This is a genomic window from Vreelandella sp. DA03-1M, from assembly GCF_055725665.1.
This window is the reverse complement of the sequence record NZ_CM146798.1, coordinates 2,629,695-2,647,860: the sequence shown is the minus strand read 5'-3', so window position 1 is coordinate 2,647,860 and position 18,166 is coordinate 2,629,695. Positions and strand designations below refer to the sequence as shown.

The 18,166-nt window shown below is 50.0% G+C and carries 17 protein-coding genes and 3 pseudogenes; 17 read left to right on the top strand and 3 right to left on the bottom strand.

All coding sequences use genetic code 11. The features are described from left to right. Positions 1-266: 266 nt before the first annotated feature. The 11 genes and pseudogenes from ACXUPB_RS12370 to ACXUPB_RS12320 form a co-directional block, all read left to right on the top strand. Positions 267-722 carry a PDDEXK-like family protein gene (locus ACXUPB_RS12370; protein WP_472952647.1) on the top strand — a complete coding sequence of 152 codons (456 nt, stop codon included), beginning with the start codon at positions 267-269 and terminating at the stop codon, positions 720-722. 901 nt (positions 723-1,623) lie between these two features. Then, positions 1,624-3,271: pseudogene (locus ACXUPB_RS12365) on the top strand (transposase). A gap of 214 nt (positions 3,272-3,485) precedes the next feature. Beyond that, positions 3,486-4,970: an antiviral reverse transcriptase Drt5 gene (gene drt5 / locus ACXUPB_RS12360; RefSeq protein WP_472952644.1), complete on the top strand. Its 1,485-nt coding sequence runs from the start codon at positions 3,486-3,488 to the stop codon at positions 4,968-4,970. A gap of 277 nt (positions 4,971-5,247) precedes the next feature. After that, entirely contained in the window at positions 5,248-5,706 is a 459-nt protein-coding gene (locus ACXUPB_RS12355) for an SEC-C metal-binding domain-containing protein (protein ID WP_472952643.1), read from the top strand. Between the two features lie 105 nt (positions 5,707-5,811). Next, a complete protein-coding gene (locus tag ACXUPB_RS12350; RefSeq protein ID WP_472952640.1) occupies positions 5,812-6,879 on the top strand; it encodes a ParA family protein in 1,068 nt (355 codons plus the stop codon). Then, complete coding sequence (locus ACXUPB_RS12345; RefSeq protein ID WP_472952639.1) at positions 6,879-7,562, top strand: hypothetical protein; 684 nt, start codon at positions 6,879-6,881, stop codon at positions 7,560-7,562. The genes ACXUPB_RS12350 and ACXUPB_RS12345 overlap by 1 nt, the downstream gene beginning before the upstream one ends. Before the next feature lie 219 nt (positions 7,563-7,781). After that, positions 7,782-8,300, top strand: a complete 519-nt coding sequence (locus ACXUPB_RS12340) for a hypothetical protein (protein ID WP_472952637.1) — start codon at positions 7,782-7,784, stop codon at positions 8,298-8,300. Next, positions 8,300-8,641: a hypothetical protein gene (locus ACXUPB_RS12335; RefSeq protein ID WP_472952635.1), complete on the top strand. Its 342-nt coding sequence runs from the start codon at positions 8,300-8,302 to the stop codon at positions 8,639-8,641. The genes ACXUPB_RS12340 and ACXUPB_RS12335 overlap by 1 nt, the downstream gene beginning before the upstream one ends. A 1,087-nt stretch (positions 8,642-9,728) precedes the next feature. Further along, a complete protein-coding gene (locus ACXUPB_RS12330; RefSeq protein WP_035557352.1) occupies positions 9,729-9,998 on the top strand; it encodes a hypothetical protein in 270 nt (89 codons plus the stop codon). A gap of 113 nt (positions 9,999-10,111) precedes the next feature. Continuing rightward, positions 10,112-10,453, top strand: a complete 342-nt coding sequence (locus tag ACXUPB_RS12325; RefSeq protein ID WP_335596286.1) for a hypothetical protein — start codon at positions 10,112-10,114, stop codon at positions 10,451-10,453. A 55-nt stretch (positions 10,454-10,508) separates the two neighbouring features. Further along, positions 10,509-10,658 (top strand): annotated as a pseudogene (locus ACXUPB_RS12320) (transposase); the annotation flags it as partial. A gap of 513 nt (positions 10,659-11,171) precedes the next feature. On the opposite strand, the gene ACXUPB_RS12315 reads toward ACXUPB_RS12320, so the two are convergent. Continuing rightward, on the bottom strand, positions 11,172-11,906 hold the full coding sequence (locus ACXUPB_RS12315; RefSeq protein ID WP_472952632.1) for an SDR family NAD(P)-dependent oxidoreductase: 735 nt from the start codon (positions 11,904-11,906) through the stop codon (positions 11,172-11,174). A gap of 94 nt (positions 11,907-12,000) precedes the next feature. Here ACXUPB_RS12315 and ACXUPB_RS12310 point away from each other — a divergent pair, with 94 nt between their 5' ends. Then, entirely contained in the window at positions 12,001-12,366 is a 366-nt protein-coding gene (locus ACXUPB_RS12310; RefSeq protein ID WP_472952631.1) for a winged helix-turn-helix transcriptional regulator, read from the top strand. A 52-nt stretch (positions 12,367-12,418) separates the two neighbouring features. Continuing rightward, positions 12,419-13,162, top strand: a complete 744-nt coding sequence (locus tag ACXUPB_RS12305; RefSeq protein ID WP_472952628.1) for a sulfite exporter TauE/SafE family protein — start codon at positions 12,419-12,421, stop codon at positions 13,160-13,162. A 214-nt stretch (positions 13,163-13,376) separates the two neighbouring features. On the opposite strand, the gene rlmF is transcribed toward ACXUPB_RS12305, so the two are convergent. After that, positions 13,377-14,321: a 23S rRNA (adenine(1618)-N(6))-methyltransferase RlmF gene (rlmF, locus tag ACXUPB_RS12300; protein ID WP_472952626.1), complete on the bottom strand. Its 945-nt coding sequence runs from the start codon at positions 14,319-14,321 to the stop codon at positions 13,377-13,379. Positions 14,322-14,587: 266 nt separating this feature from the next. Here rlmF and ACXUPB_RS12295 point away from each other — a divergent pair. From ACXUPB_RS12295 to ACXUPB_RS12285, 3 genes and pseudogenes are all read left to right on the top strand, one after another. Further along, positions 14,588-14,701 (top strand): annotated as a pseudogene (locus ACXUPB_RS12295) (DUF899 family protein); the annotation flags it as partial. Between the two features lie 17 nt (positions 14,702-14,718). Continuing rightward, complete coding sequence (locus tag ACXUPB_RS12290) at positions 14,719-14,913, top strand: hypothetical protein (RefSeq protein ID WP_235272543.1); 195 nt, start codon at positions 14,719-14,721, stop codon at positions 14,911-14,913. 134 nt (positions 14,914-15,047) lie between these two features. Beyond that, positions 15,048-15,467, top strand: a complete 420-nt coding sequence (locus ACXUPB_RS12285; RefSeq protein WP_335596291.1) for a GFA family protein — start codon at positions 15,048-15,050, stop codon at positions 15,465-15,467. Between the two features lie 188 nt (positions 15,468-15,655). Here ACXUPB_RS12285 and ACXUPB_RS12280 read toward each other — a convergent pair whose 3' ends face one another. Further along, on the bottom strand, positions 15,656-16,552 hold the full coding sequence (locus ACXUPB_RS12280) for a LysR family transcriptional regulator (RefSeq protein WP_035557376.1): 897 nt from the start codon (positions 16,550-16,552) through the stop codon (positions 15,656-15,658). Positions 16,553-16,711: 159 nt separating this feature from the next. Between ACXUPB_RS12280 and leuC the strand changes: the two genes are divergently transcribed. Beyond that, entirely contained in the window at positions 16,712-18,163 is a 1,452-nt protein-coding gene (gene leuC / locus ACXUPB_RS12275; protein WP_035557379.1) for a 3-isopropylmalate dehydratase large subunit, read from the top strand. Positions 18,164-18,166 lie beyond the last annotated feature (3 nt).

Sequence of the window (18,166 nt, the reverse complement as noted above, 5' to 3'; positions counted from 1 at the left end):
GCTTAGTGCACAATATTGAGAAGTTAGCGAATTACGGTAACTTAGCCGCGTCATGAAGGGCTTAGAGCGGGGTAAGTTGCTTTTTAAGAGCAAAAGGCCGTCTTCAACAAGCTTTAGCTGGGCGCTCAAGTGGCTAAATGCCGATATTAAGCTTACTCAGCCAGATGACCTGCTGGGTAAATGAATAAGGACAACAGGCGGTGGAGATGGCTCGAAATCGGGTTTTTCTACAGCTCGTTATGCTCTCAACGTACATGGAGCCTTGAATGAAAGTAGATAAAGGTCAGATCGGGTTAGCTGGAGAGTTCAGGGTTGCATCTGAAATTCTGCGGCGAGGTTATTTTGCAAATATCACTTTCGGAAACGCCAAGGCGACGGACATAATCGTTTTTGACAGCGGAAATCGATTCATCCGTATTGAGGTTAAAACGAGCAAAAATAACCGTAACTTCGTGACCGGTTACTTCCCAAAATACTCTGAGCCGGGTGATTCAGAGCCTGATCTTTGGGTGTTGTATTTACCCAACAAAGGCGGGGTGTCAGATGGTGATAGATTTTTCTTGCTGACCCATGAAGAGGTCGGCGAATTGCAACTGATAGTTAATAAAGGCAACAAAACGGAGAAGGGAAAAGGGGTTGATAATATTCCTCTCAAAGTACTTCTGGAAAATAGACCGGATAGTGAGGATCGATGGACTCTGTTAGCCGACCTATTTTCCTGAATTGAGCTCTAGCTGTGGAAAAGCATAACAAGTCATTCCAGTTCGTTCCGGCCTTCGGCCTCCACCGGACGCCCTTGTCAGAGCGCCGCTGAATAAAAACGTTATGCGTCCATAGACGCATGGACCTATTTGGAGGGATCATAAATTAAAATTGAAGAGTTCGAGGACGCAATCAAGGAGCATGGAGGCAGAGATATTCTCGTCCCATACGCACAGGTAGCAGCGGTGTTTGCCTCTCAAGATGCTCACCCGGACTCCTTTGATTACAAGCGCATTGATAGAAATGCTCTATTAGCTTGGGCTGATTCGAAGCAATGGCGAATTGAAATTCTCTCTGGTGAATGCCCGCCTGAGTTTCCCAAAAGTCCTCCAATCCGGTTTACAAGAGCAGATGATTAGTAGGCCGCATACAAATCAATCCACGCGGACGTCAAAACTATTGCGCGGCTTCACCGGCGCAGCTTTACGCGTTATGGGGCAAGCGCGAGTCTGCATTTGACTCAAAGTAAAGCCTTAGAGCTTTAACAATATTCTTCTAGGGAGCAATGAGAGATGCAAACGTTCGGGGTTCTATTGCTCATAGTCGGAGGTGTCACTTACGGCTATGGATGGAAGCTTCACAGCGATGGCGACAAGGATAATAAGGTCGCTGTGGTTGGACTTTTGCTTGTAGGTTTAGGGTTCGGGCTTCTTTCTGCTGCGGGCTGGTAGTTGAATAATCGAGCTATTACTAGATCGTGCAGGACGAATAACAAGTGCCGGCAGTTCGCCCCTTTTGGGGCCGGACGCCAAAACCGCTGCGCGGTTTCGTCGCCGCTGCGGCAGGCGTTGAGCCTGTAGAAAAACTCCGCTGACGGCTAAGTTTTGGTAGGATCGAGGAAACAGACGAGGAGTGGTCAGCATGCCGCGCTTCAAGGCTTATAACTACGATCAGAACGCCATGGTGGTGATCAACTACCAGGATCAGCTCCAGCCAGGCACCTTTGAACACGCGGTGCACTACCTGATCGAGCACAAGCTCGACTTATCCGTTTTCCATCCCAAGTACCGCAACGATGCGACCGGTCGGCTGGCCTATGATCCGGCTATCCTGCTTAAGATTATCCTGTTTGCTTACTCAAAAGGCATCACCTCCAGTCGAGAGATGCAATGGTGTTGCGAGACCAACATCATTTTCAAAGCCCTTTCCTGCGATACCGTGCCTCATTTCACCACACTGGCAAGCTTCGTTAGTCGCCATGCTGATGAGATCGAAGCGCTATTCGAACAAGTGCTGCTGGTATGTCACGAACAAGGCTTACTGGGCAACGAACTCTTTGCCATTGACGGCTGCAAGATGTCCTCCGATGCCTCCAAAGAGTGGTCTGGCACGTTCAAAGAATTGGACGAGAAACGTGAGAAACTGAGAGGCCTGATTCGGCATCACCTACTGGAGCACTATGCGCGTGATGAGGCGGAGACGGAAGCCGATCTGGATAGGGATATCCGACGGGCCAAGACGATTCTCTCGCTAGATGCCGCCATGAGTAAAGTGGATCGTTTCCTAAAGACGCACAGCCCAAGGATGGGCCGGGGGAAGCGAATCAAGGAAGTGAAGAGCAATCTGACCGATAACGAAAGTGCCAAAATGACGACAAGCAAGGGCACGATCCAGGGCTATAACGGCGTAGCCACGGTGGATAAAAAGCACCAGATCGTCATTGACGATCAGGCCTTCGGCGAAGGGCAGGAACATCACACCTTTCAGCCCGTACTGGAAATGGTCGAAACCCGTTTTAAGAAGCTGGGCATTGCGGAAAACATCTACCAGAAAGGCACCGTCGTGACCGCCGATACTGGCTTTGCTAATGACAAATTTATCGGGAATAAAGTTGACCAGCCGCAGGCTGGCCCGAAGGGCGAGTCTCATGGATGAGACGAGTAAACCCAATATGAAGTACCTGCACGAACAGCAGATCAACGGCTACATCCCCGATAACCAGTTCCGCAGCCGAGATCCGAAGTTCGCTAACCAGAAAGACAAATACGGCAAGCGCCATCAGAACCTGCCGGACAAAGGCTGGCGAGAGACGACGCCCGCCAGCGCGTTCCAGTTTGATCCAGTAGCGCTAACGTGTATCTGCCCCACCGGCGAAAAGCTGTCCTATCGCGGGCAACGAGAAACGGACACTGGCAAGATTCGGGTACACTTTGAAGGGCGTTTGCTGCAATGCCGGCACTGCCCAAAGAAATACCGATGCATGCAGAACCCGAGCTCTGCCGACCATCGCAACGGCGCAGGGCGACAAGTATCTTTTATTATCGAGAACAAACGCTTACCCAATTACACGGACTGGATGAAGCACCGAGTTGATAGCCCGAAGGGCAAAGAAATTTACAGCCATCGCATGTCAATCGTAGAGCCGGTGTTCGGCAATATTGGCACGACGAAAAGACTGAACCGCTTCAGCCTTCGGGGTAAGAAAAAGGTGCAAGGTCAGTGGCAGCTCTATTGCTTAGTGCACAATATTGAGAAGTTAGCGAATTACGGTAACTTAGCCGCGTCATGAAGGGCTTAGAGTGGGATAAGTTGCTTTTTAAGAGCAAAAGGCCGTCTTCAACAAGCTTTAGCTGGGCGCTCAAGTGGCTAAATGCCGATATTAAGCTTACTCAGCCAGATGACCTGCTGGGTAAATGAATAAGGACAACAGGCGGTGGAGATGGCTCGAAATCGGGTTTTTCTACAGCCTCGTTAGCTGCCTTACATCGGAATAGGCGAAATATATGACAAGTACAATAGATTTCATTAAAAAAGACTTTAGCTCAACTTTGTACCCCCTGAAGGCGAATTTTATTTTGGCGGAAGTTAATGGGGATGAAATCGCAAAGTACATTACTGAAAGGATACTGAGCGACTTACACGAAGGGGATAACTTCCTTTCACAACACAAGGTTTATGCAACAAAGCCAAGAGGACACCTACGAAGGACTGTAAAGTTAGATCCTGTCGCTGAATATTTTATTTATGATCTAATTTATAGAAATAGGGCAATATTCAGACCTCAGGTAAGTGATACAAGGCGTTGTTTTGGCTATAGATTTCAAGAGGGAAGCCATATATCAGTCCATAAGGCATATGCCAGTTACAAAACCCACCTTAGCGAATGTTCAGGTAGATTCAAGCACAACATACAATTTGATATTGCTTCATATTTCAATAGTCTATACCACCATGACTTATCCCATTGGTTTGCGAGTAAGGATGGCGTATCGGGCATAGACGGCAATGCCTTTAGTAAGTTTTTCCGAGAAACTAATTCTGGAAGAAGTATCGATTTCCTTCCACATGGAATTTACCCTTGTAAGATGATCGGTAACGAATTCCTGAAATTTGTAGATCTTTCAGGGCTTTTAAAGTCATCAAACATTGTCCGATTTATGGACGACTTCACTCTCTTTGACAATGACCCGAATATTCTTAAACAAGATTTCATATACATACAACAGCTACTTGGAAAGTTTGCATTAAATATAAACCCCTCGAAAACCTATTACGACAACAAAGTGGGCGACATATCCGAAACTTTATCGAATATCAAACAATCTCTTCAAGAGATCGTAATCGACTATGAAGAGCTTCCTACAGCTTCAGGAATGGAGGTTGTTGAGACTGAGGTAGAAGTAGAAAAAAGTCTCAGCCAGGAGCAGGTGGATGGATTGATGTCTTTGTTAAAAGAAGATGATCTTGATGAATCTGATGCTGATTTGATCTTGAGTTTTCTAAGGTCACATAGCGATAGTCTTCTTGAATTGTTACCTACGCTTCTTGAGAAGTTTCCAAATATGATTAAGCATATATATTCGATATGCGGGGATATAACAGATAAAAATAGCCTTTCCAAAGTAATAAATCATTTTATAAGTTCGGGGGCAAAGCTGCTCGAATACCAACTGTTTTGGATTGGAGCAATACTAGAGGATCACTTAGCTGGAGTAGAATTATATGGGGCATCACTGATTAAAGTCTATGAGTTGACCAGCGAATTCAAAATTGCCCGGTCCAAAATACTTGAGATTCCTGAGCAAGGGTTTGGATTGAAAGAGATTCGAGATGACCTTCTTAAAACAGGGCAGTCTGACTGGTTGTCGTGGTCGGCAGCGATGGGTTCTAGGTCACTGCCGGCAGGAGAAAGAAATTACGTTTTAGATTACTTTTCGAAGGGATCTCCAATGAATCATTTAATTTCATCTGGTGTGAAAAAGCTATGATTCGAAAGCAAAATGCAGCTAACAAATTGCTCATTTGACGCAGCGGTCTACGCTACTTTTTGTGTATTCGCTTCGCTCATTGTTGCACAAAATCCGCTACAACCGCCGCGCAAATGAGCAAGGCATTAGCCGTCCCAGGAATTAGGAGAGTTACGTGCGAGTCCCAGCCGTTTGCGATAACTGTCGAACCATCTTTCCTTCCGGTTTCGAGGTGAGCAACTCCACCAATATCTCCTTTAGTGGCTGTGGTGCCGGGCCCTGTCCTGTGTGCGGTGGCATGGGCCATATACCCGATGGTGTCTACAATTTCCTTGGTAACACCATTGAGTTTCTCAGCGGTCCTAGTAGAAGCATTGCTGAGCTAGAGCGGTTGGCCGCGTTGTTGGAACGCGCAAAAACGAGCAATGCCACTTCGCAGGCAGTGGCGAAGGAGATTGATGAGAGTATCCCCGAACTATCATCGATAAAGGATTGGCTTCCAAAAAACCGGTCAGAGCTATACGCCTTTATAGCGTTGTTGCTTTCGGCACTGAGTTTGATGATCAGTCAGAGTGAGTCAGGGGAGCCGTCGAAAGTTGAGGTGAATACGGTTATTAACAATATTTACCAACAAGCTCCAGAAGGTCAAGCTGCGACACGTCCCGAGAAGCCGAAGAAACAACAATCTAAAGTTGGCCGGAACGAGCCTTGCCCTTGCGGCAGTGGGAAGAAATTCAAGAAATGCTGCCTGCCTTGACCAGACGGTTAACAAATGCAGGCAAGGGACGCTCCTGACGTCGCGCCCCTGCTGCAAGCATTATGGCTCATTCGGCAGCTTACCAAGATTTAAGAAGGAAATTTTATGACAAAAATTATCACGCTCTATAACCATAAAGGTGGTGTATCTAAAACTACAACCACCTTTAATTTAGCTCACTATTTATCGCAATCAGGTAAAAAGGTTCTAACAGTTGATGCTGACCCTCAAGCAAATCTCACTGAATTAATGCTGGCACCACTGATAGCTGAGCTGGATGGCAGAGAACAGCAGACCGGCGAAAAATACGAGTTAGAAGGGACAAGCCTTTTGGAGCTGTTAAAACCAAGAATAGACGGCGATATTTCAGAAATCGATGTCACTAGCGTCAGGACTATTCAAGTATCTGATAATTTAGAGTTATTGCGTGGTGATGTAAATCTTAGTTCTATCGAAGATTCATTAGCAGAGGCTCACATTCAGCGCTTCTCCAACAAAACCCACGAAAAAAGAACTTATGTAGCAATCGGTGATATTTTAACTAGGTATGCCGAACTCCAACAAATCGATTATGTACTGATTGACGTTGGGCCAAGTTCTGGTGCTCTAACGCGGGCTTGCTTCTTAGCTTGTGATGGCTACTTTGTGCCCACAGCTCCTGATAGATTTAATGTTCAAGCAATTGGTACGCTATCTACGATCATTAAAAAGTGGATTCGTGAGCACAGCCAAGTATTTGATGAGTTCAAAGATCTAGGTATGCCAATTAAGGATGGCAAGCCCAAATTTCTAGGAGTTATCCTTCAAAACTTTAAAATTCGTGGCGGCAAACCGAAGCCGACATATCAAATGTGGATGGATCGGATTCCTTTGAAAGTACAAACTTCATTATTTCCTTCTATTAGTGAATTCAATACTGACGATAGAGATTTAACTTCTGGACTAAATCGTGACGCCATCGTTGTTTCTCAAATACGCGATTTTGAAGGTCTTGCGCCAATTATGCAGGAATGTGGTAAGGCGATGTTTGACATCACAATAGATGACACCAGAGCAACGAATACTAAAGGAACGGCATGGTCTGGTGTGGCTTGGACGCAGGCGCAAGAAAGAATGGAGAATTACAAAGGCTGTATAGCTAATATGGCAGATAATTTGGAGCAGCTTTTGTAATGGCAATTGAATTAAAACAATATCTGGTGGCATTTATTGACCTACTTGGATTTTCATCCATGGTAGCACATGATTGCGAGACACCTAACGGCGAACAAAAATATATTGAATCGTTGTATGACTGCCATATGGAAACAAGAGGTCTTAAGGTTGATCACCCTGAATTACAATTAATTCAATTCTCAGATTCAGTTGTTTTTGCGCTTCCTTATTCAATAGATAACTACATTAGCATTGTATCGGTAATTTCTGATTATCAATATAATCTGCTTAGAAAGGGCATACTGTGCCGCGGTGGTGTCTCATACGGAAAGCATTTCTTTACTGAAGACTTTTTGTTCAGCAATGGTATGATTGAAGCCTATAGATTAGAGTCCCAAGTTGCTTTGTCACCAAGAGTGGTTATCAGTAGTGACCTTTTTGAATTGGTTAAGCCGAATCTAGAAGCTCAAGAAACAAGTGTTCCACTTTTGTTTGAGCAGGATGGTTTGTGGTTTATTCATTATTTATCTGCGAGAGATTCCGCTGAAACTTGGGAAGCAATTTCTACCGTAATTCCTTCTGAGTTAAGCAAATCTTCGTCTATTAGAAGCAAACAAATTTGGCTTATTGACTACTACAATCACTCGTTTCCAGAAGAGAAGCACGTAGCTTATGAAAAGTTTGCAGAAGCCCAGCCATAACAAGCGCATGTTGTCGGACTGGTTTCTGCTGCGCTCCAAACCAGCCGCAAATGCGGGCGTTAGGCAGTTGTAGAGTTATATGAACCGCCAGAAGAGGAGAAGGCAATGAGAGCTAGAACAAATATTAATAGCATCCTCCGTATTCCGATAATCACTATGTTCTTTGTGTTTATATCGGGCTGCACGACAATTCTAGTGTCACCTTATGACGAGAAACTAGTGTCGGATACAGAGGCCTTCTACAAGAAGGCAGCAGAAGTGATCGAAGAAGGAAGAATAGCAAGCCCATTGAATGACCAAGAGAGAGAAAATATAGAGAATCCGTCTATGCATGGCGGGCATTTTTCGCAATTTGAAGGCAAATATAACTCCCTAATAATAGATGCCGAAGCCTTGATACTTAGATCAATGGCCAGCGACAACAAGATTGACTCGGCTGGTCAGGATCTGCAAGCAGAAATTTCGGAACTAATAAATACTACCATCCCGTCAAACTGCAAGGAGCTATCGAACCAGTTTGCTAACGCAAGCTTAACTACAAAAAATTATGTGGATCTAAAATGCATCATTTTAGAGTGGAAGGACCAGCACGCAGATATGCAGTTAACCGACAACACAAAAATACTCAAGAAGGCAAACTGGGAAGGGCGGAAGATGCTTGTCTTTAACGTGGTGCTGGCAATTCAAAAGACAGAGGGATTTAAGAGACAAGAAACCGAGTTTGAGGAGGCGGAATAATGGCTACAATCAATGGTGTAGACTTTGACAACGTGCTTGATAATGCGATTGAGGCAGCGAAAGCCATAGTAAGCGAAAATTGGGAGGAGGTTAAAGAGATTGTAGAGAACCTTGGAAAAGGAATAGAGAACGACGTTTCCTTTCTAGCCAAAAAGAAGCTGTCAGGAGAATTTAATGAAGACGATGCCAGGGTTTTTATGGACGATCAAAAAATGCTGGCGAGGATTCGCCTCCGTTCCGTTGCCATAATGACACTACAGCTGTCGGAAAGAATATGGAATGCTATCGCGGATGTATTCCGCGGGGCGATAAATACCGCCTTGGGATGGGATATTCTGTAAATGATGCCTAACACCTAGAGGGTGTAAATGATTCGCTACAAATTGGCTGCTTATTCAAGGCGTTCGGCGGCTATTTCCTAGAAGAGTTTATTCATGCAAATCGAAACGCGACACTTCGCAGGATTCGAATTCTGGAGCGTTGGAAGTCTGGAGATTCAGCGTAACGCCGATGGCTCCTTGGCCGAGTACTCACATACGCTCCCGGAAGGTGTTCGTTCTAACCGGTACTCCGCCGGACCCTTCTGCCGGTTCGGACTACCCGGTGCCCCGAATGCAGCCGGTGTGTACGCAATCACCATTGGGTATGAGCTTCAATACATCGGCGAAGCGGTCGATCTTGCGCAGCGGTTTGGGCCATCGGGGTACGGGAAGATTCATCCACGCAACTGTCACCACGATGGGCAGAGCACAAATTGCAAGCTGAATTTCCGGGTCCTGGAAGCAGCAAAGCGGGGTAGTGCAGCACGCGTTTGGTTTCATCCGGCCGATGATCGGTTGGTCACAGAGTCGCGCTTGATAGGCGAGCTGCTGCCCCCGTGGAATGGACGTGGTGTCTCGACGCGTCACCCATCCGAGCAACGCGACCGGCCTCGCGTCGCTCGAGGTTCCGCGTCAGCTCGGCGGCCGGGAGCGGCGGAGCAGTTTCGAAATGCGCTTTCTGCGCTACTCACAGATGCGGAAAGGAGTGGTGCGCCCTCCGTTCAAGTTCAAGCAGGCCAATTGCACCGGCTCGTTGGCGGTTACCCAGGACCCCATCATCGGATGCCGGTTTGCTGCTCCGCTATGCGGTCCCTTATGGTACCCGGTGATCGGTTCATTCAGCAGCCACCGAAAGGCAACGGTGCGAGCTTAACCATAGAGTATCGCCTCCCACGTCTCCCGGCTCAGTGATCCGGCAGTGCGAGTACACGCTGTTCCTCGACGATAAGCGAGAGTTCCGCACCCGGACAAGCGGTTGCAGGCGACGTACCCGCGCCCATATTTTCGGCACTCTGCGGGTTGTGGCGCGGCGGGTTCGCGCCTGATCCTTGAACGTTAGCAGTCCGAGTTACCCATGATCAGTAGACAGTAAAAACAGGAGGGTGTTGTGGAAATCAATAATCAAACGATCGCTATAGCTGGTGTTCTAATTGTAACCTTGGCTGCTGTATTCGTGGTGGCACGAGTTATGAAAGGCGGTTTTGGCCCAAATAATATTCGAGTTTTTGGAATTGTTTTAATAGCTTGTTTCACAACAATACTTGCGCTTATCACAGCAAATGGAGTCAGCTCTGCATTTGGTATTCTTGGCGCTATTGCAGGTTATTTGTTCGGGGTTAGTTCTGGTGGTAATGCTCGTGGCAGCAACGATGGCTAACAATACGCATCACTCGCTTCCTACGGTCGCTGGGACGCCAAACCCGCAGGCGCGTTTTTGTCGCCCGTCTGCTAAGCGTTACGTTTCATCGTTCCAAGGTATCGAGTAGCTGAATGACTGTCGAATTGATTGGTGATCGCAAGTTTATTCATACCATCCGAGATCAAGATGGGGTGTGGGTCTTGCTAGCCGGAAAAGAGATTTATGCGTTACCGGCAGAATGTGGCAGAGCTCTGCCTGTTTGGGCATCATCAGATGAGGCTGAAGGTTTCGCGCGAAAATTGAATCACCAGAATAACTGGTCGCCGGTGTTTGTCCCCCTCAGCAATTTTCTAGGTACAGCCTGGCTGGGTTCGCCAGCCTCTCAAATTACTGATGTTCTAGCGTCACCCAAATATGGCCATGAAGCCCTTACCTACTCAGCTGAGGAGCTTCATGCCAAACTCAAAACGTAACCATACGCACCAGTGCGCGGCCATTGGCCGCCGGACGCCCCTGTCGGGCCGCCGCAAAGCCCTTTCCTGCGATACCGTACCCCACTTCACCACACTGGTAAGCTTCGTCAGTCGCCCTACCGATGAGATTGAAGCGCTGTTCGAACAAGTGCTGCTGGTGTGCCACGAACAAGGCTTACTGGGCAACGAACTCTTTGCCATTGACAGGTACTAGACTTTCTCAGTGCTGCGTAGAGCGGCTACCTTTGGCAACGTTGGCACGATGAAAAGACTGAATCGCTTCAGCCTTTGTGGTAAGCAAAAGGTGCAAGGTCAGTGGCAGCTCTACTGCTGGTACACAATATTGAGAAGTTAGCGAATTATGGTCACTTGGCCGCGTCATGAAGGGCTTAGAGCAGGATAAGTTGCTTTTTAAGAGCAAAAAGCCGTCTTCAATTAGCTTTAGATGGGCGCTCAAATAGCTGAATGCCGATATTAAGATTACTCAGCTAGATGACTGGCTGAGTAAGTAATTAGGGCGCTAGACGGTAGAGACGGCTCGGAATTAGGTTTTTCTACAGCCTCGTTATGTGTAAAGGAAGCCAAAATTAAAGGGGTCAAGTCGATTTTATTGTGATCAATGTAAATGAGGCAGGTTGATTTGTTTTTAACCAAGCTGACTGATCTAAAATCTATCTGACCCCTTTTGGTTCATTGCCTCCCGTTCTCCGCCTAGCCCTTAAACCTGCGCGTAGCCCCCATCAACGAATACCTCGCTTCCTGTCATAAAGCTGCTATCGTCGGACGCCAGGAATGCCACCGCGCCTGCGGTTTCTTGGGGATCGCCCAGACGCTCAAGGGGTACGCTCCGTTTCATCTCACTCAGGGCGTCGGATGGGAGCAATTCGATCAACTTGTCTGTTTTGGTTGGGCCAGGAGACATGACGTTTACGCGGATGCCGGTGCCCCTGAGATCATAGGCCCAACTGCGCACCAGATTTCGGACGGCCGCCTTGGAGGCGCTGTAGATGCTCATCGCGGGGGTGCCCATGCTGCCGACCGTGGAACCGGTGAGGATGATGGAGCCGCCGTTCGTCATCAGGGGGAGCGCCTTCTGGACGGTGAAGAGGGTGCCTTTGACGTTGATGTCAAAGATATAGTCGTAGTGTTCCTCGGTGATCTGTCCTAGGCTGGCGAATTCGCCTACGCCCGCGTTGGCCACCAGTACGTCCAGGCGGCCTTTCTCTTTCTGCACTGTCTCGAATACGCGGTCGAGATCCTCCGGCTTCGTCACATCCGCCTGGAGACCCCGGGCGTTGGACCCCAGTGCCTCAGCCGCGTTGTCGAGGACGTCCTGGCGCCGTCCGACAATGAAGACGAAGGCGCCTTCGTCGATGAGGCGTTGGGCCGAGGCCAGGCCGATGCCGCTGGCTCCGCCTGTGATTAGTGCGATTTTACCGTTTAGCCGACTCATGGTTGGGTCTCCGTGTGTGTTGACTCGATGCGCTTTCACAATATATAAACCACTTACAAATATTCAAGTATGCACCTTTTGGTAAGTACCCTTTATGGCGAAAGAAAACTCAGAAAACCCACGTTTCATTTGTGGCCTGCATGCGACGCTGCACGTGATCTCTGGTAAGTGGAAGCCGTTGATTCTGTTCTTTTTAAACAAGGGCCCGAGGCGTTACGGCGAGCTCAAGCGAAGCGTCCGAGGCGTGAGCGACAAAATGTTGATCCAGCAGCTAAAGGAGCTGGAGTCCGACGGCATTGTCCAGCGCACCGACTATGGCGAGATCCCGCTGCGCGTCGACTACTCGCTGACGCCCTTCGGGGCAAGTCTGGTGCAGGCCATGGAGCCGCTTTGCGGCTGGGGCGAAGAGCACGAAGAGGACATTGCCGCGGCGATGGGCCGCCGTAAAACCAGCCGGTAGGAAGCGAAGCCGGCCTAAGACCAATCTGTGAGAGTTACCGTATGGATGCACCGTGAACTTCGAGACGATTCTGATCATCGCCTGTGCCTATCTTGTGGCTGCCTTCGTCAAAGGGGCGACCGGTCTGGGGTTCTCAACATCCGCGCTACCCATTCTCGCGCTTGGGCTGGGCCTCAAATTCGCTATGCCGCTGGTCATCATTCCCTCGCTGGTGAGCAACGCCATCGTAATGATGCAGGCAGGGCACTTTGGGGAGACGGTGCGGCGCTTCTGGCCGATGTTTCTCGCCACCATTCCCGGCCTGCTGATCGGCCTCGCCGTACTGGATCTGATCGATAGCCTAGTCGCCGGCGCGATACTGGGCCTGGTGCTTATCGGCTACGGCGCTTTCACGCTGTTTCGCCCTGGCCAACCGATGTCGGAGAGCCTGGGCCGCAAACTTGCGCCGGTTTCTGGCTTTCTCACCGGTCTGGTGAATGGCATGACCGGATCGCAAGTCATGCCGGTCTTGCCGTTCCTGCTGGCGCTTCAACTCGATCCCAAGCGGTTTATCCAGGCGATCAATATCTCCTTTACCCTTTCGAGCCTGATTATGGCCGTGGGCCTGGCGAAGCTGGGGCTCATGACGGTCGAATCGATTTGGATCTCGCTGCTGGGGCTGATACCCGTCTATGTCGGCACCAAGATCGGCGGTATCGTGCGTCAGCGGATGGATGCCGACACTTTCCGCAGAGTGGTGTTGCTGATGCTGATTGCCTTCGGTGTCGTGCTGGTCAGCAAAACCGTCCTTGCATAGGGCGGTCAGCGCCTTTCGTGGCGGCTTCACACCCTATAACCACGATCAAGACGCCATAGTGATGATTAACAATCGAGATCCGCTTTAGCCAGGTACCTTTCACGTAGCGCACTATCTGATCGAGCACTGACAGTTCTCCATCCTGAGCGATGTGCTTACAGCGGAATAATGTCACGGTAGACTTCGCATAATCATGCGCCATCTCGGAAACGGCTCACATGAATGTCCAGGCCAATATCCTCGTGATCTTATTTCCCTGCTTCATCTCTATTTCCCGTACATCAACGGCACCGAGCTTACGAATTAACTTCTTGGCAGGTTTAACATTGTCAGCTTTTGAAACCAGGCTGCTAAACCAGCGGCATTGAGTTGCATACTCCTGGCTTTCTCTTATTAGCTTTTTAAGAAACAGCTGTTCGCCGCCCTTGCACCAAAGCTCTGCACCAAGCCCGCCAAAGTTCAGCGTGGGGGTTTTGGTTGTTGCTTTTTGGTCACCGCGACTACGCGCAAGGTTATTGCGTTTACGCTGGCTACCTTTAAGTGCTTCATCGAGCGAGGCATGGAAGGGTGGGTTGCATACGCTGACGTCAAAAAACTCCCCCGCTTGAATGATCCCTTCAAAAATATGGTTTTTATCGTGCTGCGTGCGTAGCGTGAAGCGATCTTTGAGCGTGGGGTTATTGGCGATAATCGTGGCGACGTTCTCAAGCGATTGAGGGTTAATGTCACTACCCACGCACTGCCAGCCGTAAATTTGGCAGGCCAGTAGTGGGTAGATGCCATTGGCTCCCGTCCCTATATCGAGCAGCTTGATGCTGGGCTGTTCATGTCCAAGCTCAAACTCCAATAAATCCGCCATGTGATGGATATAGTCGGCTCTGCCTGGGATGGGGGGGCAAAGCGCGCCCTCTGGAATATCCCAATCGACGATGTTGTAGTATCGGTTTAATAACGCGGCGTTGAGCGTTTTTACTGCCAGTGGGTCTGCGAAATCGATGGAAAGTTCGCCATAAGCGTTCGGCTTCACATAGGGGGCTAGTGGTGGGTGGCTCTTTACGAGCACTGGGAAGTCATAGCCTGGGTTGTGTAGATTCTTCGGGTGCAGGCCTTTACGAACAGGCTTGGCTGGGCTTTTTTCACTTCCATGGCGGTTGTTCACAGTAATAGGCCCGAGGCTTGGCGTTCAATTGTCGAGAGGGTATGGCTTAGTCCGTGATTATAATCTTCATGGTTGTGTTGAGCATACTCGGTAGTTGAATGGACGCCCATTCTCCCGGGGATGTATATGTTAGCCCCGATGCCCCTCGTCATTAATTGCGGCGGTGTTGTCGATTTTGATCAGTGGCGAGCGACTACTCCATGCAAAACGCATTATTCCGGTGCTGCACGCCGGAGCAAGGCTGAATTTACGCGAGGAAGTCCGTCATGAGCCAGATTGAATCACCGAGAGTTGTATCCCAAAAGGAGTGGTTTCGGGCACGCAAAGCCCATCTAAAGAACGAGAAGGCGCTCACGCGTATGCGCGACCTGGTCGTCCGTGAAAGGCGTGAGTTGCCATGGGTCAAGATGGAGAAGGAGTACGTCTTCGATACGCTGGAGAAGCCGCACAGGTGTGCGCGTCTATCCTCGAAGCAATACTGCCCACCCTGTACAAAGTACGCCTGGTCCGTTTTGTGCTGTTCAACGAAGTGGCGCGGCACACCCTTTATCAAGCCCTGGCTCAACGCTTAACCATCGACGCAGTAGGCTAGCTGCCACGCCCATTCTTTAATACGGAGGATCAATATTGAGCTATCTTGGTGAATGTTGTTGAGAAATCTCTTGGCTATTTTGGCTTTTGACGGCTAAGCACTATCTAACTGGGATGCAGCGGGAGGAGACAAGCATGGGGTTCACCACTCAGCTTCATGGGGCCTGTCTTTGCGGGATTGTCAGCGTTACTGTTGCCACCAAAAGCAACCATGTCGGCGTTTGTCACTGCTCGATGTGTAGAAAGTGGGGTGGTGGCCCGTTGTTTGCGGTTGAGTTTGTTGGTGATGTGGACTTTAAAGGCTCCGAGCATATATCCACCTTCAGTTCCTCTGAGTGGGCTGAGCGTGGTTTCTGCCAGAAATGTGGCACCCACCTTTTCTATCGCTTAAAGCAGGATGGGCATTACGCGCTTCCCGTTGGGCTTCTTGATGGCGCGGATGATTGGAAAATAACCGAGCAAATATTTATCGATCAAAAGCCGCGTTACTATTCACTAGCAGAAAAAACCAAGCAGTTGACCGGCGAAGAAGTGTTCGCCCAGTTTGGTGAATAGGAAGGCAGTTTAGGAGCCGGCGGAACGACGCCCGGTGGCACCTCAACTAACCCCCGGCGCCGCTTCGCGCTGCTCCCGCGGGGCGCTTCGCTTACCACGCGCTACGAAAACCCTTCTATCCAGCTTCGTGCACAAACTGTCGCGTGTGGCAATGAGAAAGCGAGATCTACGAGCGCTACACATAAGGCTTATTTTATAGGACTCTCACCCCGCGTATTTTCCAGCTCCTCAATCATCATTCGTGCCGCATTCGAGAGCGTTCGGTTGGTATGCACCAAGTACCCCAGCGGGCGGTAAATAGGTGGGGTGTCTACTTTTAGCTCTACCAGTTCGCTGTCGATCATCTTTTCCGGTAGCAGGCTCCAACCTAACCCCACGCTGCACATCATCTTTAGCGTTTCTAAATAGTTGGTTGCCATGCTCACTGGCAGTTCCAGGCCCGCTTGGCTAAAACGCTGCGCGATAAGGGATCCTGTAAAGGTCTTTGCCCCCGGCATCACGCAGTTGTATTCGCATAGATCGGTCAGTGACAGAACGCGTTGAGAGACCTGGTGGGTAAGAGGGTGATCGATAGCGCAGGCAAAACAGAGCCGGTCGCGCCACAGCTCTACCACCTGCAGTTGCTCATGAGGATGGGGCGCTAGCGTTACCACGGCCATTTCCAGGGTGCCGTCCAGCACTCCCTGGTAAGCCTGTTCGGAATCCAGAAAGTGCAGGTCTAGCGTAACCTCCGGGTGGCGCTGGGTGTACTGCTTTAATAGCGGTGGTAGGCGGTGCAGACCAATATGGTGACTGGTGGCCAGGGTCAGCTTGCCGCCTACTTGGCCAGAAAGGTTGGCCAACGCGCGGCGGCTATCTTCTACACTAAACAGTATCCGCCGCGCTTGGGGTAGCAGCACGCTACCGGCTTCGGTTAACGCAATACGCCGACCAATACGATCAAACAGCCGTGTACCCACCTGAGACTCTAGCGTGGCAATGCGTTTGCTTACCGCAGGCTGGGTTAGGTGCAGCTGTTCAGCCGCCCGTGAGAAACTTTGCGTATCTGCCACGGCCAAAAAGGCTTGTAAGCTTTGGGTATCCACGGGCTGCTCCCTAATTAGCTATTCCAGTTTGGAATCTAAACTATAAATAACATGAATTGCTTTTATGCGCGAGTCGCGTGACACTGACTCCACAAGCAATTTAAGCAGCCCATAGAGGCGGCTATACCGAACTAGCAGGGCACTGCCCAGGAGAGTCACATGTCAGGCCAAACCCTTTACGACAAGCTTTGGAATCAACACTTGGTGAAGCAGCGCGATGACGGCACTGCGTTGATCTACATCGACCGCCAGTTGCTTCATGAAGTGACCTCGCCCCAGGCGTTTGAAGGGCTGCGTTTAGCCAACCGCAAGCCGTGGCGTTTGGATGCCAATTTAGCCACGCCTGACCATAACGTGCCAACGACCATTAAAGAGCGGGCCGAGGGCAACAGCGGGATTAAAGACCCGGTGTCACTGATTCAGGTGCAAACCCTGGACGACAACTGCCTTGAGTACGGCATCGAAGAGTTTAAAATCAACGACCCGCGCCAGGGGATCGTGCACGTGGTTGGCCCCGAGCAGGGCGCAACCCTGCCGGGCATGACCGTGGTTTGTGGCGACTCTCACACCGCCACCCACGGCGCTTTTGGTGCCTTGGCCCACGGTATCGGTACTTCTGAAGTCGAGCACGTGATGGCGACCCAGTGCCTGCTGGCGCAAAAAATGAAGAATATGCAGGTGCGCGTGGAGGGCGAATTAGGCCTGGGCGTGACTGCCAAAGACGTAGTGCTGGCGATTATCGGCAAAATTGGCACCGCAGGCGGCACTGGCTACGCTATTGAGTTTGCCGGAAGTGCCATTGCCTCGCTCTCTATGGAAGGCCGCATGACTGTGTGCAATATGGCCATTGAAGCGGGCGCACGGGTCGGTCTGATCGCCGTAGACGACACCACCATCGATTATCTTGGTAAGCGCCCCTTTGCGCCGACCGCTGAACAGTGGGAAGCCGCAGTAGCCGACTGGCGCAATCTGGTCTCTGATGACGATGCGCAGTTCGATAAAGTGGTTACTTTGCAAGCTGAAGAGATCGAGCCACAGGTCAGCTGGGGTACCAGCCCGGAAATGGTCACCGGCATTTCTGGCCAAGTGCCCGACCCGTTAGCCGCGCTGGATGAAACCGTACAGCGCAGCCATACGCGAGCGCTTGAGTATATGGGCCTTCAGCCCAACCAGAAAATTACCGACATTAAGCTGGATAAGATTTTTATCGGCTCCTGCACCAACTCGCGTATTGAAGACTTGCGTGAAGCCGCCAAGGTGGCCAAGGGCAAAAAAGTCGCTGACTCTATCAAACTGGCTATGGTGGTGCCGGGCTCTGGCTTGGTGAAGCGCCAGGCAGAAGCGGAAGGGTTGGATAAAATCTTTATTGAAGCGGGTTTTGAGTGGCGTGAGCCAGGCTGCTCCATGTGTTTGGCCATGAACGCGGATAAGTTGGGTGCCGGTGAACACTGCGCTTCGACCTCTAACCGTAACTTTGAAGGGCGGCAGGGCTACGGTGGCCGCACCCACTTGGTCAGCCCCGCTATGGCAGCGGCAGCGGCAATCGCCGGTCACTTTGTCGATGTCCGCAGCTTGCCCGCTAACGACGCCACTCACGCTCAGGAGGCTTAAGCC